The 24990-nt window shown below is 69.3% G+C and carries 21 protein-coding genes; 16 read left to right on the top strand and 5 right to left on the bottom strand.

The window, feature by feature from the left end; genetic code table 11:
- Positions 1 to 3 precede the first annotated feature (3 nt).
- Positions 4 to 1323, bottom strand: a complete 1320-nt coding sequence (locus OO57_RS04135; protein WP_033250881.1) for a tyrosine-type recombinase/integrase — start codon at positions 1321 to 1323, stop codon at positions 4 to 6.
- A 599-nt stretch (positions 1324 to 1922) separates the two neighbouring features.
- Between OO57_RS04135 and OO57_RS04130 the strand changes: the two genes are divergently transcribed.
- The 6 genes from OO57_RS04130 (at position 1923) to OO57_RS39105 (ending at position 7508) form a co-directional block, all read left to right on the top strand.
- Positions 1923 to 2135, top strand: a complete 213-nt coding sequence (locus tag OO57_RS04130) for a helix-turn-helix transcriptional regulator (protein ID WP_014136342.1) — start codon at positions 1923 to 1925, stop codon at positions 2133 to 2135.
- 292 nt (positions 2136 to 2427) lie between these two features.
- Positions 2428 to 3642: a DUF3631 domain-containing protein gene (locus OO57_RS04125; protein WP_234337216.1), complete on the top strand. Its 1215-nt coding sequence runs from the start codon at positions 2428 to 2430 to the stop codon at positions 3640 to 3642.
- 270 nt (positions 3643 to 3912) lie between these two features.
- A complete protein-coding gene (locus OO57_RS04120) occupies positions 3913 to 4944 on the top strand; it encodes a DUF2637 domain-containing protein (protein ID WP_051776537.1) in 1032 nt (343 codons plus the stop codon).
- A 70-nt stretch (positions 4945 to 5014) separates the two neighbouring features.
- Positions 5015 to 5776 carry a plasmid mobilization protein gene (locus OO57_RS47305; RefSeq protein WP_081973443.1) on the top strand — a complete coding sequence of 254 codons (762 nt, stop codon included), beginning with the start codon at positions 5015 to 5017 and terminating at the stop codon, positions 5774 to 5776.
- Between the two features lie 162 nt (positions 5777 to 5938).
- Positions 5939 to 6235, top strand: coding sequence for a hypothetical protein (locus OO57_RS04110; protein WP_081973442.1), 297 nt, complete (start codon positions 5939 to 5941; stop codon positions 6233 to 6235).
- Positions 6236 to 6584: 349 nt separating this feature from the next.
- Positions 6585 to 7508 carry a hypothetical protein gene (locus OO57_RS39105; RefSeq protein WP_234337215.1) on the top strand — a complete coding sequence of 308 codons (924 nt, stop codon included), beginning with the start codon at positions 6585 to 6587 and terminating at the stop codon, positions 7506 to 7508.
- Between the two features lie 69 nt (positions 7509 to 7577).
- On the opposite strand, the gene OO57_RS04100 is transcribed toward OO57_RS39105, so the two are convergent.
- Both OO57_RS04100 and OO57_RS04095 read right to left on the bottom strand, forming a co-directional pair.
- On the bottom strand, positions 7578 to 8663 hold the full coding sequence (locus OO57_RS04100; RefSeq protein ID WP_033250879.1) for a UDP-N-acetylmuramate dehydrogenase: 1086 nt from the start codon (positions 8661 to 8663) through the stop codon (positions 7578 to 7580).
- A 31-nt stretch (positions 8664 to 8694) separates the two neighbouring features.
- Positions 8695 to 10026 (bottom strand): hypothetical protein, encoded by a 1332-nt coding sequence (locus OO57_RS04095; protein ID WP_051776531.1) that lies wholly within the window; start codon positions 10024 to 10026, stop codon positions 8695 to 8697.
- A 306-nt stretch (positions 10027 to 10332) separates the two neighbouring features.
- Between OO57_RS04095 and OO57_RS04090 the strand changes: the two genes are divergently transcribed.
- From OO57_RS04090 to OO57_RS43535, 10 genes are all read left to right on the top strand, one after another.
- On the top strand, positions 10333 to 10545 hold the full coding sequence (locus tag OO57_RS04090) for a hypothetical protein (RefSeq protein WP_033250878.1): 213 nt from the start codon (positions 10333 to 10335) through the stop codon (positions 10543 to 10545).
- A gap of 54 nt (positions 10546 to 10599) precedes the next feature.
- Complete coding sequence (locus OO57_RS04085) at positions 10600 to 11592, top strand: NAD-dependent epimerase/dehydratase family protein (RefSeq protein ID WP_051776529.1); 993 nt, start codon at positions 10600 to 10602, stop codon at positions 11590 to 11592.
- Positions 11593 to 11626: 34 nt separating this feature from the next.
- Positions 11627 to 12595 carry a thymidylate synthase gene (locus OO57_RS04080; RefSeq protein WP_063737487.1) on the top strand — a complete coding sequence of 323 codons (969 nt, stop codon included), beginning with the start codon at positions 11627 to 11629 and terminating at the stop codon, positions 12593 to 12595.
- 5 nt (positions 12596 to 12600) lie between these two features.
- Positions 12601 to 14319 (top strand): carbamoyltransferase, encoded by a 1719-nt coding sequence (locus OO57_RS04075; protein WP_324606764.1) that lies wholly within the window; start codon positions 12601 to 12603, stop codon positions 14317 to 14319.
- Positions 14316 to 15371 (top strand): glycosyltransferase family protein, encoded by a 1056-nt coding sequence (locus tag OO57_RS04070; protein WP_033250876.1) that lies wholly within the window; start codon positions 14316 to 14318, stop codon positions 15369 to 15371. The genes OO57_RS04075 and OO57_RS04070 overlap by 4 nt, the downstream gene beginning before the upstream one ends.
- Before the next feature lie 78 nt (positions 15372 to 15449).
- A complete protein-coding gene (locus OO57_RS04065; RefSeq protein ID WP_033250875.1) occupies positions 15450 to 15959 on the top strand; it encodes a topology modulation protein in 510 nt (169 codons plus the stop codon).
- A 37-nt stretch (positions 15960 to 15996) separates the two neighbouring features.
- Positions 15997 to 16797 carry a class I SAM-dependent methyltransferase gene (locus tag OO57_RS04060; protein ID WP_033250874.1) on the top strand — a complete coding sequence of 267 codons (801 nt, stop codon included), beginning with the start codon at positions 15997 to 15999 and terminating at the stop codon, positions 16795 to 16797.
- A 20-nt stretch (positions 16798 to 16817) separates the two neighbouring features.
- Entirely contained in the window at positions 16818 to 17573 is a 756-nt protein-coding gene (locus OO57_RS04055; RefSeq protein ID WP_051776527.1) for a phosphotransferase, read from the top strand.
- Positions 17570 to 18046 (top strand): NUDIX domain-containing protein, encoded by a 477-nt coding sequence (locus OO57_RS04050; RefSeq protein WP_033250873.1) that lies wholly within the window; start codon positions 17570 to 17572, stop codon positions 18044 to 18046. Before OO57_RS04055 ends, OO57_RS04050 begins: the two co-directional genes overlap by 4 nt.
- A gap of 115 nt (positions 18047 to 18161) precedes the next feature.
- Positions 18162 to 18314 (top strand): hypothetical protein, encoded by a 153-nt coding sequence (locus OO57_RS43535; protein WP_158715015.1) that lies wholly within the window; start codon positions 18162 to 18164, stop codon positions 18312 to 18314.
- Between the two features lie 78 nt (positions 18315 to 18392).
- On the opposite strand, the gene OO57_RS43530 is transcribed toward OO57_RS43535, so the two are convergent.
- The gene (locus OO57_RS43530; RefSeq protein ID WP_158715014.1) at positions 18393 to 19562 is read right to left on the bottom strand and encodes a hypothetical protein; all 1170 of its coding nucleotides are present in this window, start codon (positions 19560 to 19562) and stop codon (positions 18393 to 18395) included.
- The gene (locus OO57_RS39100; RefSeq protein ID WP_158715013.1) at positions 19559 to 24844 is read right to left on the bottom strand and encodes an ATP-binding protein; all 5286 of its coding nucleotides are present in this window, start codon (positions 24842 to 24844) and stop codon (positions 19559 to 19561) included. Before OO57_RS39100 ends, OO57_RS43530 begins: the two co-directional genes overlap by 4 nt.
- Positions 24845 to 24990 lie beyond the last annotated feature (146 nt).

Genomic DNA, 24990 nt, shown 5'->3' with positions numbered 1-24990 from the left:
CGCTCACGTCCTCATGCCGGAAAGAGTTAGCGAGGGCACAGCACTGAAGGCCGCCTCGATCGCAGCCCTCGTCGTGTCCTCCTCGTCCGGCCACAGGTGCGTGTAGGTGTTGAGCGTGATCGACGGCTTGGCGTGGCCGAGCCGCTTCTGCACCGTCTTCACGCTCTCGCGGTGCTTGATCAGCACCGAGGCGTAGAAGTGCCGGAGGTCGTGCATCGTGGCGTCGTCCGGCACCTGGCGGAGCGTCGGCTCCGCGTCGGCCAGCCGGCCACGGCGCTCCCAACTCTTGAGCGCGCCCTCGTACTGCTTCCGCAGGGCCTTGTCGGCAACCCGCACGAGGGTCTCCCACACCGACGCCCAGGCCGCACGGCGGATCGCCTCACCGCGCTCGTTGGTGAAGACGAGCAGCGCCTTGCGCCGCTTCCACTTGGAGGGGCGCGGGTCGGTGCGGTCCTCGATATCGACCCGGCGAGCCGGGTACTTCTCCAGATGCGCCGCCAGCGCGTCCATCGCGGGCTTGGCCACCGGGACCGTCCGGTAGCTCTCGTGGGTCTTGGGCGGCGCAAGGTACGGCTCGCCCCGATCAGGGCCGACCACTTGTTGCTTCACCTGGACCGTGCCGCGCTTGAAGTCGATGTGCTCCAGCTCGAGTCCGAACAGCTCGCCCTGACGCAGTCCCGAGGCCGCCGCCAGTAGCAGCAGCACCCGGTACCAGCCGGGAGCAGCGTCGACCAGGGCAGCCACGACCTCGACGGCGAGCGGGACGATCTCCTTGCGCGGCGGGGGTGGCAGCTTCACCCCCTTCGTCGGGTTGAACGGGATCTGGCGGTCGAGCTCCGCTACGCGAAAGATCGCGGTCACGTAGCTGTAGTGCACCCGCAGGGTCGACGGCGCCAGGATCTTCGAGCGGTCCTTGACCCACGCCTGGATCTCCGAGGTCTTGAAGCCCGCGATGGCCCCGTCGCCGAGGATCGGGTAGATGTGCAGGCGAAGCGCCCGATCGACGCGCTCTACGGTGCTCGACCCGTGGACGGCGCTCGCGCGCCACCGCTCGCCGACCTCGCGGAACGTCTCCTTGCCGAGGGTGGGGTCGATGTAGGCCCCGCGGTTGAGGTCGTTGTCGAGGCGCGAAGCCTCCGCGTCGGCGTCGGCCCGCCGGGCGAAGTTGAGCTTGCGCTGCTCGCCGCTGGGGTCGCGGTAGCGGACCTGCCAGCGCTTGCCCTTGCCGTGGTCGGCGGTGGGGTACTTGCCCTTGTGCTCACGGCAGGGCTTGTCGGTGGGGCGGGGGTGGGTCTTGTGCCAGGTGTCGTAAACGGTCGCCATTCGGCTCCTTGGGTCGGGGTAAGGGGAATTACGGCCTTTGGCCGGCAGTCGGATGAGGTGGCGGCGGGAAGGCCTGGCCGCCGAATGGACCGCGCAGGCAGAAGCGCTCTCAGCACCTGCTCTTGGCGGGGTGATGGATATTGATCGAGTGGCAGCCGATTGTCAAGTGCGAGTTTCCCGTACGGCGATTTCCGTGCCCGATAGTGTCCGATCGTGCCGGATCGTCCCAGGTATTCAGCAGCGCGTTCGCGTGGCGGGCGCGATCGTGGCGCTGATCCGCAGCAAGACGCGGTCGAGCTTGCACATGGCCTGCTGTAGAGCCGTGAAGGCTGGGCGGACCTCTGCCCTCGGAGGCGGTCGGTGAGCCGATCCGGGGCCGTTTTAGGTTGCGAGCCGGGTCGCATGGAGAATGCTTCGCACGTCGCCCCGCCGGGCAGGCCACGACTCCGCCCGGGGTCGCAGGAAGGCGGGCTGGGGTCCTTTTTAGGTTTCCGGCCGGGCCGCGCGCAGACTTCTCTCTGCACGGAAACGCACCTGCCCCTCGCGGGCCTTCGCCGACCTGCCCGAATTCCCCTTATCCCCTACCCTCCGGAGACCTCTTGTCCAAGATTTCCCGTGCCACCGCCGATCGCCGTCCGCTGGCCAGTGCCGAGGAGCTCGCCGCGTACCTCGGTGTCCCGCTGGGGACCGTCTACGCCTGGCGCCACCGCGGCCAGGGCCCGACGGCGATCAAGGTCGGCCGGCACCTGCGCTACCGCTGGACGGAGGTGGAAGCCTGGCTCGACAGCCAGAGCGCCGACCAGGCCGCCTGATCGCACCCGCCTCACCGCATCTGAGCCGAGGAGCGCTGCTGTCTGCCGCCGGCTGGCTTGCCGCCGTGCGGTGGATCTTGGCTCCGCGCAGTCGTACCGTCCTCGCCGCAGCCCCGGTTCGCATCTCGAATGGCGAGGCGGCACTCCTTCCTTGCCCCCTGAGCGGTGCGGCGGTTCGCCGCCGCACCGCAGTCTGGAGTCCCCCATCACCCCCACGTCCAACCTGCCCAACCTGCCTGTTCCGGCGGCCTCGTGGCCGCCGGTTGCCCAGCCGGGCCACCCCGGCGTTCACGTGTCCGACCAGCCGCTGTCGGAGTCCATCGCTGGTGAAGAGCCGGTCACCGTCGGCAGCGAGACCAGCAGCCTGCCGAGCTCCACCGCGGTTCCGGACATGCCGGAGTCGCCGGGTGCCGTGCTGCTGACTGAGTTGCACACCCACATCCGCCGGTACGCGGTCCTGCCGTCAGCGGAGGCCCTGGACGCGGTCACGCTGTGGGCTGCCGCGACGCACCTGCAGGCGGTGTGGCACCACGCGCCGCGCCTGGCGATCGTGGCTCCCGCCCGCCGGTGCGGCAAGTCCCGCCTGCTCGACGTCCTGGTCGAGACCGTCCACGACCCGCTGATCACGGTCAACACCAGCGCGGCGGCCATCTACCGCACGATCAGCGACCGGCCCCGCACCTTGCTGGTCGACGAGGTCGACACCATCTTCGGCAACCCCAGGACCGCCGAGAAGTACGAGGACATCCGTGGCCTGTTGAACGCCGGGCACCAACGCAACCGCCCGGTCACCCGGGCGGTTGGCAACGACCACCAGGCCCGGGAGTTCGAGACCTTCGCCATGGCCGCCCTGGCCGGGATCGGCGATCTGCCGGACACGATCATGGATCGGTCGATCGTGATCCGCATGCGCCGCCGTGCCGACGGCGAGGTCGTCGCGCCGCTGCGCGACCGCCGAGACGGTGTCCTCCTTCGGGAGACCCGCGCGAAACTCTCCCTGTGGGCAGGCCAGGTGGCCGAGCAGGCTCAGGTGCTGGAGCCGGACATGCCGGTCGAGGACCGGGCCGCCGACACCTGGGAGCCCCTGATCGCGGTCGCCGACCTTGCCGGCGGCTCCTGGCCGCGCCGGGCCCGCCAGGCGTGCGTGCGCATGGTCGCGGCGGAGGAGGTGATCGAAGAGGACAGCTGCGGCGGAGCGAGGATCCTCGCCGACATCCGCCGCATCTTCTTCGCCCACGGCGACCCGGAGACCCTGCCCACCACCGCCCTCCTCGCGTCGCTGAACGACGACCCAGAGGCTCCATGGGCCGAGCACGGACGCGGCGGCCTCACCGCCCGAGCGCTCTCCGGACTGCTGAAGGACTACCAGATCTCCTCCGCCAACATCCGCCTGCCTGACGGCAGCCAGCGAAAGGGCTACACCTTCAACAAATTCGCCGACTCCTGGCGCCGCTACTGCCCCAAGGTCCACCCGCTCCCGCCCCGCGCGCCCGCGACCGATGCCTGACCCCACCCGCCAGAAGCGGTAGGCCCCGTCCCCGCCGTTGCATCCCATGTCCCAAAGGCCACAGCTGGGACGGCATTCCCCTCCCGCCGTCACGCCGTCCGTATCGCCCCCGCTTGCCGCAGGGCTCGGCGTACACCGCTAGGACGGCGGGCGGGACGTCACTGCCGGCTCGACCGGCCAAGCGGGACAAGGGCCATGGACGCCCAATACGGATGCAACGGCCCACCGCCACCAACACCTCGACCGCCCCCAAGGAGGACCACCACCCACATGCCCACCACGGACCGCGCCGCCCGCACCAGCCGTGTGACCGTCTGGGACTTCGCCGCGATCGGCCTGCTCGCTGCCGCCGGCTTCGCCCTCTCCTACGACGCCCTGCGCCAGATGGCCCTCGCCATCCACATCCGCGACCAGCTCGCCTACCTGTTCCCGCTCATCGTCGACGGGTTCGTCGCCTACAGCGTCCGCGCCCTTCTGCTCCTGCGGACCGCCCCGCTCACCGCCCGCGCGTACGTGTGGCTGCTGTTCGGCACCTCCACCGCCGCCAGCATCTGGGCCAACACCCTCCACGCCGTCCGACTCAACCAGCAGGCCCTGGCCAGCGCTGGACACCTGCAGCTGAGCGACACGACGGTCGGCGTTCTGTCCGCCATCTCCCCGCTCGCCCTCGCTGGAGCCGTCCACCTCGGCATCCACACCACCCGCTACATCCGGCCCGTCGTCCAGTCGAACGGCGAGCCAGTGGTCCGCGACTCGACCCCTGTCCCCTCCTCCGGGACCGGACGGTCCCCGGGCGACGGACGGTCCGCCGGACCGGACCGGACCGTGGAGGTCCACAAGACCGGACCGAACCGGACCGCGAACCGGACCGTCGGACCGCTGCGGCCTGCGGACGGACCGGACAGGGACCGCTGTCCGGGACCGGACCCGGAACCGGACGGGCAATTCCGCTCAGACCGTCCGTCCGCAGGCGAGGACCTCCCATGGACAGACCCAGACCGCGCGGAGCACGCCCGGACCGACGACACCGTGGCCCAAGAAGCCGCAGGCCAGGGGGCGAGCGGAATTGCCGGACAGTCCCCGGAGCCTCGGCCCGTCGGCCGGCCGGCGGGCGCGCCGTTGGAGGATCTGGCCGGCATCGCCGTCCGGGCGTGGACGGACACCGGGAGGCTGAGCCGGTCCGTCGTCCGCAACGCGGTACGCGCCCAGGGACTCACGTTGTCCGACGAACGCCTCACCGCGGTCATGAAGATGGTCCGTCCGGACGAACCGGACGACGACGGTCCCGCCGCCGGCATCTGATCCCGGTACTTCCGCTCACCCCGGGTGCCTCGCTCGGCACCGTCCCGCGAGGCACCCGGATCCCCTCTCTGTGATCCAGACCAGGCCTGGTCCGGTCCCGCCCACCGTCCCCACACACCCCCAGGAGTCCCCTCTGACGCTCCACCAGCCCGACCCCGGGCACACCGACAGCCCCGACGGCGACCTGGAAACGCTCCTCAACTCGCCTACTCCCAACGGTGATCCGCAACTGGCGTCCGAGCTGACCGCCGCTGGCGCAGCAAGCTATTGCGTGGGACCGCCCCAGGGGCAGTCCCACGCAGGTCCCTCGCCAGCCGGCGAGGGACAGCCGGCGGCGAGTCGAGCGGGGGCGCTCGACTCGTCACCGGCAGCTCGGCACCAGGGGGTGCCGAGCGAGGTAGGGGAAGAGAGCGACCGCCTTGAGAACATCGCCCCGAGCCACCCCACTCGCCAGCCGCGTCGCCGCCACCGTGACCCGCAGCAGCGCCCGCACCGAGTGACCGTCCGATACAACGCCGCCGAATTCGAAGAGATCCGCCGAGCCGCCGCTGACCGCAGCCAGACCATCGCCCGCTTCTGCGCCACCAGCACCCTCAACGACGCCCGAGGCCTGAGTGCCGGCGACCCGCAAGACCGCCTCGACCGCACTGTCGACGAACTGGCCGCCAGCCGCGCTCAACTGGCCCGGGTCGGCAACAACCTGAACCAGATCGCCTTCGCCCTCAACGCCAACGGCTTCCTCCGCCCCGCCGAACTCGACGCGACCCTGGGCCTCATCCGGCGAGCTGTCTCCCAGGTCGACACCACCGCTGGCGAACTCGTGGGGCGATAGGAGCCGGGAGGCAAACGTCGAGAGCACCGCCACCGCGCAACGTAACCCCTCTGGCAGCTAAAGCAGTTGATGTCGATTTGATGTCGATCTCGGTGATTGGGAACATTCCCGCGCAGGGGTGTCTTGTGTCGGTTCCCACCGACCAGCCCCCTGGAGGCGCCCGTGCCCAACCCCGCCCGTCCCGTGATCCGCGCCGTCCCCCACCCCGACCCGCTCAACCCGCTCGGCATCACCATCGCCTGCCCACTGTGCGACGCCGCCCGCGACTGGCTCCTCCTGAACATCCGCGCCCACGTGTTCGTTCGATGCCGCTGTGCCCACGAATGGCACGAGCCCGACCTCACCCGCGACTACTTCGATCAGCACTTCACCGACCCTGAAAACGAGTGGGACGACTTCAACACCGCCATGCGGGCGCTCGCATTCGACGGCCTTCTCGCCGGAGTGATGTGGAATTAACGGGACGCTCGCCGCGCCCCCGGCTGACGCGCAGGTCAGCCGGGCTCTGCGGGGACCTGACCACGACCGCCAACCTCGAATCGAAGGCTGGCTGCACTCGGCCCACCCGTCGAGCGGCGGGGATGCATCCAAGTGGCCTTCCATAACTGCCACTTGGGGGCCTTCGGCGGCCAAGTCTGACCGCTTGAGGCGTGATGCTGATCGCTCGCCGATTGCATCGATCTTCGATCGGAGCGTGTGCTACGTTCCGTAATCCAACCGAAAATAGGCGACCCCGGCGGTGCTCCAACACCCCGGGGTCCGGCACCAGGAGCGGTAACTCCCGATGCGTGTCCATCGTAGCGCCCACGTGCGCAACTTCACCGTGCTGCCCAACGCCATGCTGCAGTACCGGCATCTGTCCTACACCGCCCGCGGCCTGCTCGCGGACCTCCTCTCCCGCCCCGACGGCTGGCGCGAGGACGGCCGGCACATGGCCGACACCAGCCCCCAGGGACGCGGCGCGATCCGCAAGGCCCTGAAGGAGCTCACCGACGCCGGCTTCTACCGCGTCGAGAAGATCCGCATGCCCGACGGCACCATCCGCACCGAGACCCACGTCTATGACACCCCGCAGCTCGCACTGCCGGGTGCCACCCGTCCGGTCTCCGGTGAGGCGACCACCGGTGATGCTGACGCCCTAATTGAAAGTACCCGGCACAAAGAACCCTCCCTCCCCACCAGCCCCGCGAACGACCAGGCGACCGCCGACCAGGCGGGCGAGGAGCCGGGAGGGAGGGAGGAGGAGCACCAGGACGCCAACAACGCTCCGGCAGTGCCGGACGAGCAGGTCAGCGAGGCGGTCGCCACGCTGTTCCGAGTGATCCGGCCCGAGCCGCGCCTGCACCTCGGCGAGCCCGAAGCGCGCACGCTTGCGCCGCTGGTCGTCCAGTGGCTGGAGCGCGGCGCGACCCACGCCGACCTTGCCGCTGCCCTCCTGCTCGGCCTGCCCATCCCGGTCCACTCGCCGGTGGCGGTGCTGCGCAACCGCTTGGAGCGCAAGATGCCACCCGTACCGGCCCCTGTGCGCCCGGTAGCGGCCCGGTACGCCGAGTGCGCCAAGTGCCACGACCCCGTGCCCCAGCCGGGCATTTGCCGCCCCTGTGCGAGCCTCGCAACCCGCATGCTCACCGTCGGCGGAGGCGAAGCGGTGACCCACAACGGTGCCGCACGCGCCCGAGCGGCACTGCGTACAGCGAAGACGGTCGGCCTGAACCTGGCCACCGCCGGGTAGGGAGCATCTTCACCGGGGAGGAGTGCCAGGCCAGGTCTGCGAAGCGACCGTCCGGGTTGGCCAGCCCCGTCAGTGTGTTGCTGAAGCGAGCGCGTTCTGCTTGAGGCGGAGGTACGCGGGTTCGTCGCCGAAGAGGTCGGGCTCGGGGGTCAGCTGGATTCCCGTGACCTCCTGCACGCTCTCGGCGACCGTCCTGGATGCCTCGGCGAACGCGCCGGCGGTGGCGTGGCCCTCGGCGACGAGCGTGAAGTGCTTGGTCGACATCCGGATGCCAGGGGCGATCGGCTGGCCGAGAGCGAACCCGGCGGCCTTGATCAGCCAGCTGGCACTGACTCTGGTCAGGCCGTCGGGGAAGGCGTTCACGGGCGCCTGTTCGGCCCGGAGCTTCTCGGCCTGCTTCTCGTCGACGACAGGGCTGAGGAAGACGCTGCCGACGTTGCGGTTGTCGCTGTCTCCGGGGTCGAGGACCATGCCCTTGCTGCGGCGCACGGTCAGCACGGCGGCAGCCGCGTCGGCAAGGAGGACCGGCGTGCCCTTGGGGACGTCGAGGACCCTGGCGACCATCCCGTACGTGATCGGGCTGCTCAGCTCGGACGGCCGCAGCCGGAACGTCACCGTGAGGAGCGTCCAGCGGGTGGAGTGCTTGAAGATGCTCGTGCGGTGGCCAAGCCGGCAGTCCTCGGCCGAGAGAGTGACTTCGCGGCCGGTGACCCAGTCCCAGGCCGTGACGCGCATGAGGACGTCCGCGACTTCCTGCCCGTAGGCGCCGACGTTCTGGACCGGCGTGGCTCCCACCGTGCCGGGGATGCCGATCAGCGTCTCCATGCCGGTCAGGCCGTTGGAGATGGTCTCCTCGACGAGGTCCTGGAGCATGTGGCCGGCCTGGACGGTGACGGTGACCGCCTCGCTGTCGTCATCGCGCTCGAACGCCACGCCCTGGGTGGCCATGCGTACGACGGGCACGCCGCACCCGGCGTCGGCCACGAGGATGTTGCTGCCGCCTCCGAGGACCAAGGGCCGGGCGCCCTCCCGACGGGCCAGGCCAACGACGTCGGGGAAGTCGGCGGGATCGGTCAGCTCGGCGAGGACTACGGCGTTGCCGCCGATGCCGAGCGTGGTGAGCGGAGCCAGCGGGACCTGTGTGCGGACGTACATTCGGTTCCTCGGGTGCGTGCGGAAGTCCAGGCTACGCGGCCAAGACGGCGCCGATCTCGTCTGTGACGTCGTGCGCCAGTGGGCTGTCGGAGTGCTCGAACTCGTCGCGTAGGCCGGCCAGCCGCTGTCTGGCGCGGCCGGAGTCGAGGTACGAGCGGAGATCGAGGGCCTGGCGGGTGGCCTCGGCAGCGCCGTCGAGGTCGTGCCGCCGCAGCCGGGCTTCTGCCAGGGACATCGTGTGCAGCAGCCGGTTCCGGGGCTGCTCGTCACCGAACAGCTGCAGGCCACGCAACAGATGGCGTTCGGCGACCTCGGGACGGCCGAGCTCGAGCCATGCGCGGCCGGCGTCGGCGGCCAGGACAGCCGGTGTCACCCAGTAGGCCCACGAGGGTGTGCTGCTGTCTGCTGCGGACTCGACCAGGGCAGCCGCCTCGTCGAGGGTCCGAGCGCAGTCGTCCAGGTGGCCCAGTTGGGCATGGGCACGGGCCTGCCTGGTGGCGAGGAGGGCGTGGACCGCGCCGCCGGGTGCGCCTCCGACGCCCTGACGGGCGATCTTGATCAAGCGAAGCGCCTCGTCGTGCGCACTGCGCCAAGTGGCTTGGTAGCTGAGGCAGGAGACGATGTTCGCCCCAAGCGCGCGGTTGTTGGCCGTGTGCGCGGCGCGGAGTCCGAAGAGTAGGTAGCGCTGGCCGAGGGCGTTGCGACCGAGGTCGCAGGCGAGCCAGCCGGCCAGCTGCGCGAGTTCGGCGAGCACGCTGTGGAGTCGTTGCCCTATGGCGGGATCGTAGGTGCCGTTGCGGGCCAAGTGTGCGGCCCAGTTCAGGTCTTGGGTGATCCAGTCCAGCACGAGCGGGCCGCCCTGCGCGTCATCGAGTCGGCGGAGCTGGGCGACGCGATCGGCGAGAACGTCGATGGCCTGGGGGCTGATCGCCTCCCCGCTGGGCCGCCCTGCTACCGGCTCGTCCGGTGTCGTCAGCCAGTCAACGGCCGGGCCGATGAGTCCCTGACCGGACAAGGGCGGCGACACACCGAGGCCGGGACGGAGGGGGCCCGCCGTGAACGCTCCGAGCCCCTCCCAGGTACCGCCCTGCGACCACGGCTGCTGTAGCCAGCCGTCGGCACCGGGCGCGGTGGCTTTCGCCGGCCACAGGGCCTCGGCGGTGATCGTCTCCCTCAGATGGTGCGAGAGGATCGACGCGACGATCTGCGGAAGCGAGCCGCGCGGCGTGGAGCCCTTGAGCCAGCCGTAGGGCGCTTTCGGGCTGATGCTGTTCGGGCGCACGCGGTTGATCTCGCGTGCCAGTTTGTCGGGCGACCAGCCGAGTCGCTTGAGGCAGTCGCCGAGAACAGACCCTTCGTCCACAGGTGACCTCGAAGTCCGATGCGGCTGACAGGTTCGACGCCAACGTACAGCAGCCCTCGGAGCCGCCCTCCGTCATTGGGTGAATCTGACCATTCTGACCAACACCTGACCTGACTGACCATCACCAGCCCTTCCCGGCCGGGGTTGCGGTGCGTGATGGTTTCGACACGCCCGGCCGCCAAGGCAACGAGCCTCGCCACCGGCCGACCGTTGGGCAGCGCGCCTTGATCTGCGCGCATCTCATGTCGTTCGCACTCGACCGCCGTGGCTCTTCGGGTCCGCGCACGGAACTTCGAGGAGAAGGTGATGATCCACATCTTGGGCGGAACGCGGGGCCGACGACGCCGCAGTGCGGCCCGTGACCCGATCGGCTCGGTTCTCACTGGCCTGTGGGCCCTCGGCCATGTCCTGTGCCTCGCCCTGCTCGGGACGGCCGTCCAGCACCATCTCGCCACATCGGCCCTCAGCCACACCACGGCGCTCGACGGCACCCACCCGCGCACGCCGCACACGTCCTGACCGTCCGGCGCCGTCGATCCAGACAGCAACGACAAGACCCCTGGGGGGACTTCAATGCAGCACAAGGCAACACCAGGACGCGCCCCGTCCCGGGCGGTCGTCACCGGAGCCGCAGGCTTCATCGGCTCGCACCTGGTCGACGCTCTCCTTGGCGAGGGTGCCGCCGTCATCGGCGTGGACCGCCGCGACCCTCGCACCGACCCCGGTGCGGCGGCGAACTTGGCAGGAGCCCTCGACCACCCCGGCTTCACCTTCGTCGCCGCCGACTTGAGGACCTGCCCGCTCACGGCACTGTTCCTGCAGGCCGACGCGGTTTTCCACCTCGCGGCACTGCCGGGCGTCCGCAGCTCCTGGGGCGATCGGTTTGCCGAGTACACCGCTTGCAACGTCTTCGCCACCGAGCGCGTGCTGGCCGCCTGCGAGGACGTCCGCGTTCCCCGGCTGGTCTACGCGTCCTCCTCCAGCGTCTACGGGACCACGAGCGGCGGCGCGACCGGCGAGGAGATCGTGCCGAACCCCGAGTCGCCGTACGCGATCAGCAAGCTCGCCGGCGAACAGCTCTGCCTGGCCCATGCGGGCAAGGCCACCTCCACCGTCACCGCGGTGGCACTTCGCCTGTTCACGGTCTACGGCCCTCGCCAGCGCGATGACATGCTGATCGGCCGCGCACTCACGGCGGCGCTCGGCGGACCCGCCCTGAACCTCTATGGCGAGGGCAGCCAGCGCCGGGACTTCACCTATGTCGGCGACGTGGTCCGAGCCGCCATCGCCGCCGCGACCGCCCCGATCGGCACGACGGTCCTCAACATCGGTACCGGCGTCACCACCACCGTGCTGAACGTGCTGGCCGCCGTCGAGGAGCTGACCGGCCGCCCCGTATCGGTCAACCGGCTGCCCGCCCAGGCCGGTGACGTCGAGGCCACCCTCGCCGACAACTCCCGGGCGGCGGACCTCCTGGGCTGGAAGCCCCGCACCGCCCTCGCCCAGGGCGTCTCGCGCCAGCTCGCCCACCTCAACGCCAACTCCCCGCAGCCCGTGGGCGCCTGAACGATCCTGCCCCGTCGTTCCCACCGGAGGAATCGTGTTCGTCACCACCGCGGACAGCGCGAACGCGCTGTTCACCCGTGCCGGCAAGGCCATCCTGAGCCAGGGCCGCAGCGTCGCACCGCGCGGCATGGCCACCGCCGAGCTCATGGGTGCCTACCTCAAGCTGACCAACCCGGCCGCCCGGATGGTCCACCTCGACCCGTACCGGGTGCTGAACCCCGCGTTCGCCGCCGCCGAGACCGTGTGGATCCTCTCCGGCTCCAGCGCCGACTGGATCCACGACTTCAACAGCCGTCTGGCCGGCCTCACCGACCACGGCGCCCTCCAGGGCGCCTACGGTCCGCGCCTGCGACGCTGGCACGGTCAGCTTGACCAACTCGACTATGTACGCCGCCAGCTGACCCGGGACGGCGAGAGCCGCCGCGCCGTCGTCCAGATCTTCGACCCTGGCCGCGACACCGCCGGCCACAAGGACGTTCCCTGCACCCTCGGGTACCGCTTCTACCTGCGCGAGGGCCGCCTGGAGATGCACACCAGCATGCGGAGCCAGGACGTGTGGCTCGGCCTGCCGTACGACCTGATCACCACCACCGTCCTGCACGAGCTGATGGCCGGATGGCTCGGCGCCGAGGTCGGCGACTACCACCACCACGTCGACTCCCTGCACCTGTACGCCCAGCACCAGGACACGGCCTGGAGCCTCGCCGCCGACGCGCCCGCCTCGCCCGCGTGGCAGCCGCTCGGCATCCCCTGGGAGGACTTCGACCTGGTGTTGAAGCAGGTCATCGTGGGCGAGGCCGTCGGCCACCCGGTCTGGGACGGCTTCGCCGCTGTCCTGGCCAGCTACCGGCTGTGGAAGGCCGGTCACCGCGACGAGGCCCGTGCCAGGGCTGCCGAGGCGACCGGGCCGCTGCCCGAGACCCTGGCGCTCTGGTACGACCAGCGCGAGCAGAAGATCCCGCTCGCCAAGATGCCCATCCCGGCGATCCCGGCGAAGAGGTGACCGACGTGGCCGCGAACCGCAACATCGTGCTGGGCCTGTGCTCCTACACCCACGACTCAGCCGCCGCCCTGCTCGTCGACGGCCGACTCGTCGGCTTCGTCGAGGAGGAGAGGCTCAGCGCCATCAAGCACGACAAGAGCTACCCGGCCATGGCCGTGGAGTGGCTCCTCGACGAAGCGGGCCTGACCTTCGCCGACATCGGCACCGTCGCGTACAACTTCACCCCGCAGCACTACCTCCGGGCGATCCCCTCCGCCCTCGTTCACACCCTGCGACCGGCGACGGCCGCCCGGGCTCTGCCCCGGGTCCGCTCGTTCGCCCAGGTCGCCGGCAACACCCGCCGGCGCCTTGCCCGCCTGGCCGACATCTTCCCGAACGCCGAGGTGCAGCCCGTCCTGCACCACCGCGCCCACGGGCTGTACGCCTTCGCCGCCTCCGGCTACGAGGAGGCCGCCGTCCTGGTGGTGGACAGCCTCGGCGAGACCCAGACCACCACCATCGGCCACGCGCGGCAGAGCGCGGCCGGCTGCTCGTACCGGATCGTCCACACCCTCGACGACCCCACTTCCCTCGGCTACCTGTATGGCGCCGTCACCGAGCATCTCGGCTGGCGGCGCGGGGACGAGGAGGGCACCGTCATGGCGCTGGCCGCCCTCGGCGACCCGAAGCGGTTCCGCTCGCTGTTCGCCAAGGCCGTCCGGCTCACCACCGACGGCTTCGCTCTCGATCACCGCCTGATCGGCCTGCGGGTCATGGACCGCCGCTACCCGCGGCTGACCGCAGCCTTCACCGCACTCACCTGCCCGCCCCGCCGACCGAAGGAGGAAGTCGTCCCGGTACACGCCGACCTCGCCGCCGCTCTCCAGGAACGCACCGAGCAGGTGATGCTGCACCTGGCGCGGATCGCCCGCGAACGCACGAGTGCCCGGCTGCTGTGCGTGGGCGGCGGGGTGGCGATGAACTGCGTCAGCATCGGGAAGATCATCGCCTCCGGGCTGTTCGACGAGGTCGCCGTGCCGCCCGCGCCCGGTGACTCCGGCACCGCGATCGGCGCCGCCGCTGCGGTCCACCTCGACCGGCACGGGGACCTCCCGACCGGGCTGGCGCGGGCCTGCTACCTCGGCCCGTCCTTCCCCGGCCTGGAGCTGCCGGCCGAACCACGGCCGGGGATGACCGCCCGGCGCCTGGACGACCCGGTCGGCTTCGCGGCCCGCGAGCTGGCCAAGGGCACGATCATCGGCCTGTTCCAGGGTGAGCTGGAGGCAGGCCCGCGTGCTCTCGGGCACCGTTCGATCCTCGCCTCGCCGCTGCGGCCCGGCGTCGCCGACCGGCTCAACGCCACGGTGAAGTTCCGCGAGCCGTTCCGGCCGTTCGCCCCCGTGGTCCTGGCCGACAAGGCGGCGGACTACTTCACCCTCGGCCAAGAGGCCCCGTTCATGTCCATGGCCTCCCCGGTCACCGACCTGGCCCGCCAGGCGATCCCGGCCATCGTCCACGCCAACGGCACTGCCCGGGTGCAGACTCTCTCGCCCAGGGACAACCCGCTCCTGGCCGACGTCCTGACCGCCTTCGCCGAGATCACCGACGTGCCGGTCCTGATCAACACCTCCCTGAACGTGAAGGGCAAGCCGATCTGCGGCACCCCGGAGATGGCGCTGGACTGCCTGGCCGAGTCCGGGCTGGACGCGCTCCTCATCGAGGACTGGTGGGTGACCAAGGCATGAGGATCGGCTACAGCCACTGGGGCTTCCTCGGCTCCGGGATCACCGACACCCCCGACGGCGGGCGAAGCCACCGCCGCACCCTGGTGGACGGCCTGATCGCCGCCGGCCACGAGATCGTCTTCCTCCAGGCCAACCGCGATCTCGCCGAGGCCGGCACCGATCTCACCGCCACCTACCGATGGGACGGCGGCCTGCCCGAGATCGACGCCCTGTTCCTGGAGTGGCGCTGGCCGATCCCCGGCCGCAACACCACCGCCTGCGACGCCGAGGGGCACACCTGCGACCTGCACCGGCAGCAGGAACTCCTCGACCACTACACCCACCGGCTCGCCGTCCGCACGGTGCTGTGGGACAAGGACCAGCAGTTGCCCACCGACGACCCATTGCGGACTGTTCGGCACCTGCAGGTGTGCGAGCCGGCCCTGTACCCGTCGCCGGGAGCGGCCAGCCTGCTCTTCCCGGTCGCCGACGACGCCCTCGACCGGGCCTACCCGGCCGCCCTCGCGGCCGAGAAGCGGGAACTGCCCCTGATCTACATCGGCAACCAGTACGACCGTGACATGGCCTTCGAGGAGTTCTTCGCCCCGGCCGCCGCCCAGCTGCCGCACCGGGTGGCCGGGAAGTGGAACAACACCGCCCGCTGGCCGGAGGTGAACTTCACCGGCCGTATCCCCTTCGACGAGGTCACCTCCGCCTACCGCTCCGCGGTGGCCACCGTGCTCCTCGCCCCGGACCGGTACGCAAGGACCGGCCAGTTCACCCAGCGACTCTTCGAGGCCGTCCTCACCGGCTGCCTGCCGCTGGCCCCGCGCGCCCTGCGGGCCGCCGAGACGGTCGTCCCGCGCGAGCTGGTCGTCACGAGCGCGGCCGACGTCGTGGCCACCGTCACCGCGCTCGCCCGGATCGCGGGCAGCCAGGCCCACGCCGACCTGATCGCCCGTTGCATCGACCGGCTCGACCCGTTCCGCCTCAGCCGCCAGCTCCGCACCCTCACCGCCGCGCTGACCGGCACAGCCATCCCGCCCCTGCTGCTCGAAGGAGACCGCGCATGACCACGCTGGAGATCTCGCCCGAGTGGCCCGACCAAGTCGAGGTCCGGCCCGTCGCACGGCTCGGTAGCCTGTAGCGGCATGGACAGGATCGCCATCATGGGCTGCGGCGGCAGCGGCAAGACCGTCGTCGGACGCCAGCTCGCCGAACTGATCGATGCCCCTCTGACCCACCTCGACGGCGTCTACTACGACGCCGACTGGAACCCGCTGCCGCAGGAGAAGTTCGCTGCTCTCCAGGAGGAGCTCGTCGCCCGGCCCCGCTGGGTGATCGACGGGAACTACGCCTCCACCCTCCCGATCCGCCTCAAGCGGGCCGACACCGTGATCTTCCTCGACATCCCCCCGGTCATCTGCCTGCTCGGCATCCTGCAGCGGCGCCGGCGCTACCGCGGCGGCCAACACACCTCCCAGGGCGTCTTCGACCGCATCACCTGGGGCTTCATCCGCTACATCCTCGGCTACCGGCGCCAGATGCGGCCCAAGGTCCGCGCACTGATCGCCGAGCACGCCGGCCACGCCCGCGTCGTCACCCTCACCAGCCGCCGGGCCGCCCGCCACTTCGTCGCCGCCGTCCCTCCACAGACATGATCTGACCCACTTCGCACCGGGAAGGCTCCACCTGTCCATGACCGCCAACCCGTTCCTCGACACCGACCGCGTCCGCCACGACCTGTACGCCGACGCGGGCCGCATCGCCCAGCGCACCGGCGCGCTGTCCCGCGCCAAGACCGCCGGTCCCCACCCCGCCACCGTCATCGCCGACCTCGCCGCCACCGGGCTGCGCGGCACCGTCCTCGACATCGGCTGCGGACGCGGCACGACCACGCTCGCCCTGGCCGAGCGGCTCGACCCGCCGAGGCTCATCGCCTTCGACCAGTCCACCGCCCTCCTCGCCGAGACCCGGAGCCGGCTCACCGGCCGCCTGGGCGTGGAGTTCCTGCGCGGCGACTTCCACGCCATCGACCTGCCCAACGCCTCCGTGGCCGTCGCGGTGGCCGCGTTCTGTCTCTACCACTCACCCCGGCCAGCGACAGTGATCGCCGAGATCGCCCGCTGCCTGGCGCCCGGCGGACTGTCGATCACGGTCACCAAGTCGCCCGACAGCTACCGCACGCTGGACGAGGTGATCGCCGCCAGCGGCCTCGACCCCGAGGCCACCAGCCGGCCGAGCCTGTACGAGACCTTCCACAGCCACAACCAGGCCGACATCGTCGCCGCCTGCCTCGACGTGCAGCAGGTCGTCCACCACGAACACCGCTTCCGCTTCACCAACGCCGACCACATCGCGGAGTACGCAGCCACCAACCCGAAGTACCAACTCGGTGGTGGCGTCGAGGAGATCGCCCGGCGACTTCGGGAGACCGTCGGCGACGGCCCGCTGGAGACCACCTCTACCGTCACCTACGTCGTGGCCGCCCGCCGATGAAAACCTTCACCAAGACGTACATGAGCGCCCAGGCCCAGCAGCAATCCCTGGCCCACTACCGGTGGATCGCCCGTGCCAACCCCGACGTGCTCATCCCCCGGATCGTCCAAGTCCGCCCCACTGAGATCGACTTCGAACACCTCGAAGGACGACACGGCGGTCCCGACGACCTGGTGGCCCTGGCCAACCTCCTCGGACACCAGCACACCGCCGCTCACACCCGCGAGCTGCACGCAGCCCGCCTCGACACGCCGCACACCCACGACACCATCACCATCACTGGCTTCGCCGACGGCCGCCGCGAACGCCTCCACCGACTCCTGGCCTCCGGCACCGTGCCGAAGCCGGCCCTGACGCCCGAGGCCGCCGACGACTGGCTGAAGCAGGCCGCAACCATGCCGGCCGCCTTCTACAAGGACGCCAACCCGCGCAACTTCCTCATCGCCGACGCCGATGTGGCCGTCATCGACTTCGACTCCCTCACCCTCGCGCCATTCGGCTACGACCTCGCCAAGCTTGTCGTCAGCACCGCCATGACCACCGGCCCGCTGCCCGAGGACACCATCCGCCAGGCCGTGGACACCTACAACCACCACCCCCGCCGACGCGGCCTGCCCGGATGCTCCTGGCGCGAGTTCGCCGCATGGTGCGAGTTCCACCACATCCTCACCACGCCCTACCTCGGCACCAACGGTTACCAGTTCAGCTGGCACACCACCAGGCCGTCCTGGACCACCGACGTCCTCCGGCACCTCGACAAGGAGTCCGCACCGTGACGCACAACAGCGTGATGAACAGCCGGAACTCGGTCTGCGTGATCGTCCACGACAAGAGCACCGACACGATCGCCGCCGTGCACTACGCCGCCCGCAACTGGTCCCCACACCCCGCCTGGACCGTCCCCGGCGGCAAGGCCGAGCCGGGCGAAGCCCTCGACGAGGCCGCCGCCCGCGAACTCAAGGAGGAGACCGGCCTGCTCGTCGACCCGGCGGACCTCGAACTCGTCCACGTCATCCACGTCGAACAGGGCTGGGACCAGGCCGGTCAGTTCGTCCTCTTCGTCTTCGCCACCGACAAGTGGACCGGCGAACTCACCAACACCGAACCCGACAAACACCTCGCCGCCCGCTGGGTTCCCGCCGGCCACCTCCCCGAACCGGCCTTCCCCACGGCCGCCCAGGCGCTCACCGCCTACCGCGCCGGCGGTCCCGCATTCTCGCGCTACGGCTGGGTGCCGACAGCGGCGTGACGACACGGCTGGGTGGGCTCGTCGAGGGGTTTCTCGACGAGCCCACCCAGCCATGCCCGCCGAGAAACCGTCGGCACACGGCGACCACCTCGGTCCGCTGGCTACAGTCGTCACCATGAGCGACTCCCAGCCCCACGAGGTCGTAGCCCAGCCCCGCACCGCCGCCGGGGTGCTCTTCATCGACGAGGACGACCGCGTCCACGCCGCCTACACCGCCAGGACGCAGTCCGAGACCGTCTACCTGGAGCACGGGGCGACCCGCTCGTAGGTCCACGGGGCAGCACTCAGCATCGCTCCTCCGGCGTGCCGACCGCCAGCAGGGTGTCGATCCAGGAGAGCCGACCCGTCAATCGTCTTCATCCGCGACGGCATCGCCCCCGCTCCGATAGCTAACCGAGATGCCAGTGCGGATGCGCGTAACACCGATAGCGTCACGCAGTCGGCCGAACAGGTCGGGGCGGATCAAGAGATCGGCGCCTTCGACAGCCGGCTTCAGCGGCTGATAGTTGCCATCGTGGACGAGATGTCCGTGCCACTGGCGGCCGACGATCGCCGGTCCGTCCTTGTCGCTGAGGCTGAAGCCGCAAATGCCGCTTGTCGGCTCAAGTCCAAGTACCGCGACCGCCGCCAGGGTTGGCGCGAGCACATACGGCGGAGCCCCAAGGCCGGTACGCGGGTGATCTGGATCGGTATGGCCGCCGTCGGTGAGCGCAGCCACCGGCCAGTTCCCGGTTGAAACGTACTCCACAACCTCGGCGGGGTCTGCCATCGGGTCCAACTGCTGCCATGGCGCAGTCCACACCTGCCACGGAGCTCGCGTGAACGGAAACGACCGGGGCGGCGGGTCGCCCGAAGTTGCCTCCAGCCCTACTGCAACCAGGACTTGGCGAGCGGGCTGCCGCGGATAGCGTCGTGCGGGCGTTCGGTGCCGCTCAATCATCCCGATCTGCGTCCACCCCGCGTAAGGGCCACCGTCAACTTGAGCCAGAGCCGATATCCCACCCGGCAGACACCTCAGCACCTCCACCTCCTCAGCACCGCGCGGGGGCCAGGACCCTTCCTCCCCGCCGCTGTCCTTGAACCACGGCGCGGGCTCGATCGACCACGCAAGCGGAACCGGACGAGTCAGTGGCCTAGGCACCCGGGCACGTTCAGCGCGAACGGCGAGTCGAGGGTCGTCGCGCAGCCGATTGTCGATCATGCGTTCGAAGCGACGTGCTTCGACTAGTCTTCCGGTCTGCGCAAGAGCCACACGCAGGCCGGCGGCAGCATGCTGGAGTGCGTCTTCTGTCGCTGCCTCGTCTGCCAGGTACGCATCGGGGAAGTCTCTGCTCCCGGGCCTGTTCAAGAGCCTGAGTTGATCGCGCATGAGCTGTTCCGAATCACCTGAGAACGCGGCGGCCACGAGGTCGATCACCGCCTCGCGCAGTCCGGGTATCTCGTCGATCTGGTCTAGCCGTGACTCGAGGTACTCATCAACGATCGCTACAGCGAACGCGCGATTGTCTGAGCTCATGGCCTCTTCTCATCCCCGTCGGCGGCGAGGGCGTGAATCAGGAACGGGTGCGCGGGCGTCGCGGGCGGATCGGGCACTGGGCAGCCCGCAGCAGCTAGAACACGGGCGGCCTCCGCTCGGACGGAAAGCATGGTGCTGCGCGCGAGGGCCGTAACCTGACCGACGAGGTCAGTGTCTAGCTCGCTCTCTGGCAGGCCATCGTGCAACACAGTAAGCAGCCAGCCGAGCGGGCCAGCACCGATGTCGGCAGCAAGGACGCGAGCGATGGCGGCCTGTGCCGCAGTCGGACGGGCGGTCAGCAACACGCTAGCAGCCAGTAGTCCGCGGCGTCGGTCTGGGCGCTCAGGTGTGGCAAACGTAGCGAGGCTGAGACGGCTCAGAGCTGCGTCGATGTCGTGCTGCTCGGTCGGTTTCTGCGGCGGCTGGTATACGCCAGCTCCGAGATCGATTTTGCCCGGAAGCCGGTGCGCGATGACAGAGAACGCCTCATCCCAGCAGACGAACGCGTGATCGTTCGGAACGAGCACACTGTCAGCAGAAGGCGGTGATGTCCTCGGGGGCTGGGCGGCGAACGCAGCTACGACGGCCTGAGTGACGCCTATCGTGCCGTACCGTGTGCCAGCGACGGTTTCGGCGACCTGGTCGGCAAGACAATCAGCCGCGGCAACCGCATCCAGAGCGTGGGCGCGCTGCCAGAGGTCCAGCCGGTCGCGTCCGGCGAAGTTGAGGTAGCCCCCGCCGCCTCGAATCTTGGCGAAGGCGAGAGTGAGCGCAATTGCGGCCAAGCGCTCAGGAACTCCAGGTTCTCCGCCACAACGCAACTCAAGCCCGTCTGCGAGGCCCGTCAGGAGCTCGCCACTACTGAAGAGGTCCGGTTCGTCAGCGACACGCTGCAGTAGTTGGGCAGCCGAATCGGCGCCGCTCTCGGCAGCAACCTCCATGAGCCGCCATCCAACCGCATCAATCAGCGCATCGATTGACCATCTGGGCGCAGCCTCATCGGCCTTGTGCGACTTATCACCGTAGTCACGGACGGCGGCAATCGCGCCTGCAGCCCCTGGCGGCAGCATCGGGCGTTGCAAGGAATCCAAGAGATCAGCAGTGTCCAAGGTGCGCCTATCACGCCTTGGCCGTCCATCGTTGCCAGGCCTGGCGGCAAGAGGGGGTGCACCGTCACCGGCGAGAAGGTGTGCGGCCTGGCGGAGCGCGCCAGCCGAATCAGAGCCAGCCTCCTCCGAGGCATAGGTGAGGAACTGATCGTCGTACGTGGCCGTGATCGCGTTCGCAAGGATAGACAGAAGGCCAGCAACGCGTGCCTGATCGTCCGATGGCAACTCGGCGAGTCGGCCGAGCAGCGCAGTATCTCGATCAAGATCACGTTCTCCGGACCCGGCTGTGACCCTCAACGCCGCCAGGATGACGGGATCAGCTGTGGTGGCTTGACTGTCGAGGAGCCGATGGTGCGCGGCCTCGGCGAGTGCATCCGGGAGTCCAGGCTCGGTGAGCAGCACCTCTGCAGCCAGGGTCGCGGCGGCATAGGGGTCGATGTCAGCGAGGAGTCGCCACCAGTCATGTGGGGTGCTGGAAGTGCTGCGCCCGTCTGTGTGATGGGCTACGAGATAGGTCAGCGGCTGGGCTTCCGCGAGCCTGGTCCGCGCCTCAGTAGGATCGAGTGCCACGAGGTTAGGCAGCGGGCCGAGCAGTTCGTGGATGGTGATGTCCTTGTGGCTACCATATGCGGCCATGTAGTGGGCAGCCCGTTCCCAGCATTCACGAGCTTCTGCAGCGTCCCCGGCAATGAGGCTGACCCGGGCCATCGCCAGCTCGAAATCCGCGCTCTCTGGGTAGAGAGTGCGCCGGCTCTCGTGCTCGTCGCGCAGTTGACCCATGAGCTGGTGGACGACGGTGGCACGGGTGTGGTCAACAGCACGGCTGAGTATCGCAAGCAGATCAGTGGTGACAAGCGGACCGGACCCTCCCATGCCCGCCAGTGAGGTAGTGGTGCCATCGCTGATCCTGGTGAGCGAGGCGAGCGCGGGTTCGAGGTCAGCATCGATGAGTAGTGCGACGGCGTCGTGAACCACTCCATGCACGTCGGCATGGATGCCCCAGAGGTCGCAAGCACGGGGCTTCCCCGTAAACGGTTGAGCTGACTGGGCGAGGTGATCGAGCGCAACACGGACTGCAGCGGACGCGTCCTGCGGCGTGAGCGTCGCTTCGTCTACTTCCCGGCCCAGCCCAACGACGGCAACGGCAAACCTCAGCCACGCACGGAAGAATCCAGGGCCGTCCAACAGCGGAAGCAAACGGTGCGGGGCATGTGGGTCACACTGCTGGGCAACCGCGAGAAGAGTCAGCCATCGGCGAACCGCCCCGGACCAGCCAGGAGTGGAATAGCGCAGCGCTTCCTCGGTCGCGGCGCGCAGGCAGCCGCCGATGTCTGCGCCGAGAATGTCGTCAGCGATCTCTGTGATGGATATGCCGTGCCGCAGAAAGCGCCGCGGGTCCTCGGCATCGAAACTCGCCCAGGCCGCGACAGCCAGGGTGCGGGGCGATGGCAGTCCCTGCCCGGCGCTAGCCGCCACGTCGGCGAGACGGAGCAAAACCGCTGCACGCGTAGCCGGGCGCTCGATAAGCGGCACGCTGGCAAGGACCGAGCTTGGTCCCAGGCAGTCGAGCAGGACATCCAGAACGCGCGGGAGCTCGGGTAGGTCGTCCTGGTCGAGGAATACGGCGACGCGTTCAGCGGTAGCGGAAATGTCCTCGTCAGCGGCGCCTTGCTCACGCCCGCGGTCACGTCGACGAGGCAGCCGCAGTTGCCCTCGAAGCTCGGCGAGGAACACGTCGTTGTCGCTGTCGGCGCCGTAGTGGACGTTGTCGGAGCTGCGGCTGTCCTCCCACGCCGCCAGGTATGCCTCCCATGGTGCTGCGGCACCTGCCTGGTCAACTGCAGCGCAGAGCTGCAGTCCCCACCGCGCGCTTACAGTGGGGCCACCGTCGTACAGGAGGCTGGCAGCGACGACATCTGCCCCGAGGAGGGCAATGAGCACGTCTGCGTGGGCGACGAGACTTCCGGAGAGGTTCTCGTTCTCATAGGTGTCGAAGGCGCGGCGCAGCTCAACACAGCGAACAAGTACCGGCCAGTCCCCGCTGGCGGCACTACGCCGAGCAATGAAGGCCAGCGTGTGGGCGATCGCAGCGGGGGGTTGGAGTCCTGCGATCGCACGGCAGAGGAAGTCAGGCCCGACCAGAGCGACGAGGTCGTCATGGCGGTCCAGGTCGGCAAGCAGTTCGGGGAGGTGGCGGAACGCGCGGGTGTCGGTGAAGAATCCGCGCTTTGCGAGCCACTCCGCAGCCGCCGTCCGAACCAGCGTGAGCCACCTCTCACTGCCGGCTTCACGGCGCGCGAATCGGCTGAAGCTCTCATGGTGGATCTTCAAGCCACCGATCCCCGGCTGCTGCGCGACGATCGGGGCGACGGCAGCGAGCGCGGCCGTGAGTGTTGGTGCGATGAGCGGAAAGATCTCCTGGAGCTCGTCAGCGGTGACCGCGAAGTCACAAACGGCAAGCAAACTGACCGCTTGGCGCTGCTCAGGAGTGAGCCCAGCGAGCAGGTAGGCGTAGTACTCGTCGAGGTCATGTGCGGACTCCGGAACGTCACGGAGTCGGTCCAGTGGGTCGAGCGCCGTGTCCCGCCGTTCCGCCGCTTCGTGGAGGCTTGGGTCCGGCCCGAGAGCTTGGCGGCAAAGGTAGGTTGCGTACAGCGCGTTGCCCCGGGATCGAGACTGGATGAGGTCGACGGCAGCGCGAGCCCGGTCGTCAACGCGCGAGTTTGCGGCCGGCGAGTCCACTGCGGCCAGAACACCGAATCGCCGAGCCAGGTCATAGGTCTCAGGCCGACTGAGCGGCGGAACGGTCACGGCAACAACACCATGACTATCGGCCGCAGCAAGATGATCCCCAGGCTGGCTGGCCAGAAGCAGAACTGCGCCGGGGGGAAGTTCGAGGTGGGAGAGTTCCTCGATGAGCAGATGGGCAGGGTCCACCGAGCCGTGGAATGCCGCCCCAACATTTCTTCCACGGACGCGGCTGATGTGGTCCAGCCCATCAACGATGAGCGCGATTGGACGGTCCGGAATGTCTCGTCGAATCCCGCACACGGCAGCCGCGAGTGTCTCCCGGGTAGCGGCATAACGAGGGCGGATCTCAGCGAGGGACGCCGGTGCCATTGCCTCAAGTTGCCGAAGCAAACTTCCGATTACCACATCGCTGAGAACGCGACGGTCACGATGAGTGTCGGCGGCACCAAGCCAGCAGTGGTGCCGGGCGACTATCCACTCCTCGCGCAGCCGGTCGGCAAGTTGCTCGCACAGCCACGACTTACCGCTGCCCGGACCACCGGTCACGACGACGGTTGCGCCCTGCTCCGCCGCCTCCTCCACAGCGCTTGCCAGGGTCGTCAGTACCTGCAGTCGCGCCACTGCAACAGCAGGATCGACCGGGTGTCCTTCGCGGACCGCCCCGAAGTCAACCGCCAGATCGAGCCGGGGAATCAGACTGGGCGCGGTCACTCGTCCATCAAGGCCCCGGGCCGCCTTCGCGGCCTCGATGAGCGCCAGCGCCACGTCCTCCGGTGTCCGGTGACGGTTCGGCGGCCGCCCCGCACCCAGTTCATCTGCCAGTCGGCGTAGCAGAACACGCTCAGCCGGCCCCGGATCACGGATGTCGAGCGAGCAACCGGGGAGGCCAACGTCAACAACAAGCACTTCGCAGACGCGGCCAAGTACGTCATCGTCAATGTCTGCGACCATCGATTGCCATGGGTTCTCGGCCCGGAGCGCGCTGGCATCGAAGCGGAAGCGAGTGCTGCCCAGGCCAGGCACTGCGGGCCCCGGGTCAATGCTCGCGTCCATAGGCTTGAGGACTGCGGCCAGGGTCGGGTCGTGCGGCTCCGTATCGCGCAGCACGACCCGGTAGGAGGTGTCGGGGTGCCGACGGACATCCTGGTCGACGGCCGTGACGAGCAGGTCCAGGCGCAGTCCCCGGCGATCATTTGTGAAGCTCTTCGCTTCCAACTCGCGATCGCGGTCCGTGTGCTTGATCTGAAGCCGCTCGCGGGTTCCCGTCCGCCACTCGCACGTCACATCGTCGAATCGGTCGTCATCGAACAGCTTCGTGTCGACGATCACTGAGGTGGCTCGGCCCAGCACAACATCGACGAGGCGGATCGCTGTCAGCAGGTCTTGATACGCATAGCCGAGATGTGTTGGACGCAGTCCCAATCGAACTCCCCCTCGCCACCGACCTACGCCGCAGCTCGCCCGCTCGACCAGCTGCCCGTTCAGAATAGCCGCGCAGACCGACATCTTCCGGGCTAGCCACCTTCCTAGTTCGGGCCGGAGGCGGCCAGCCAGAACCTCGCATAAGT

Source organism: Kitasatospora phosalacinea (assembly GCF_000717185.1).
Lineage (GTDB): Bacteria > Actinomycetota > Actinomycetes > Streptomycetales > Streptomycetaceae > Kitasatospora > Kitasatospora phosalacinea_A.
Note: the sequence above shows the minus strand (reverse complement) of the source record. Positions and strands in the feature narration are given on the sequence as shown.

Bases quoted from the DNA above. Each gene is read 5' to 3' on its own strand.
- OO57_RS04135 (WP_033250881.1), bottom strand. From the start codon at position 1,323: ATGGCGACCGTTTACGACACCTGGCACAAGACCCACCCCCGCCCCACC.
- OO57_RS04120 (WP_051776537.1), top strand. From the start codon at position 3,913: ATGCCCACCACGGACCGCGCCGCCCGCACCAGCCGTGTGACCGTCTGG.
- OO57_RS04100 (WP_033250879.1), bottom strand. From the start codon at position 8,663: ATGTACGTCCGCACACAGGTCCCGCTGGCTCCGCTCACCACGCTCGGC.
- OO57_RS04090 (WP_033250878.1), top strand. From the start codon at position 10,333: ATGATCCACATCTTGGGCGGAACGCGGGGCCGACGACGCCGCAGTGCG.
- OO57_RS04085 (WP_051776529.1), top strand. From the start codon at position 10,600: ATGCAGCACAAGGCAACACCAGGACGCGCCCCGTCCCGGGCGGTCGTC.
- OO57_RS04070 (WP_033250876.1), top strand. From the start codon at position 14,316: ATGAGGATCGGCTACAGCCACTGGGGCTTCCTCGGCTCCGGGATCACC.
- OO57_RS04065 (WP_033250875.1), top strand. From the start codon at position 15,450: ATGGACAGGATCGCCATCATGGGCTGCGGCGGCAGCGGCAAGACCGTC.
- OO57_RS04060 (WP_033250874.1), top strand. From the start codon at position 15,997: ATGACCGCCAACCCGTTCCTCGACACCGACCGCGTCCGCCACGACCTG.
- OO57_RS04055 (WP_051776527.1), top strand. From the start codon at position 16,818: ATGAGCGCCCAGGCCCAGCAGCAATCCCTGGCCCACTACCGGTGGATC.
- OO57_RS43535 (WP_158715015.1), top strand. From the start codon at position 18,162: ATGAGCGACTCCCAGCCCCACGAGGTCGTAGCCCAGCCCCGCACCGCC.
- OO57_RS43530 (WP_158715014.1), bottom strand. From the start codon at position 19,562: ATGAGCTCAGACAATCGCGCGTTCGCTGTAGCGATCGTTGATGAGTAC.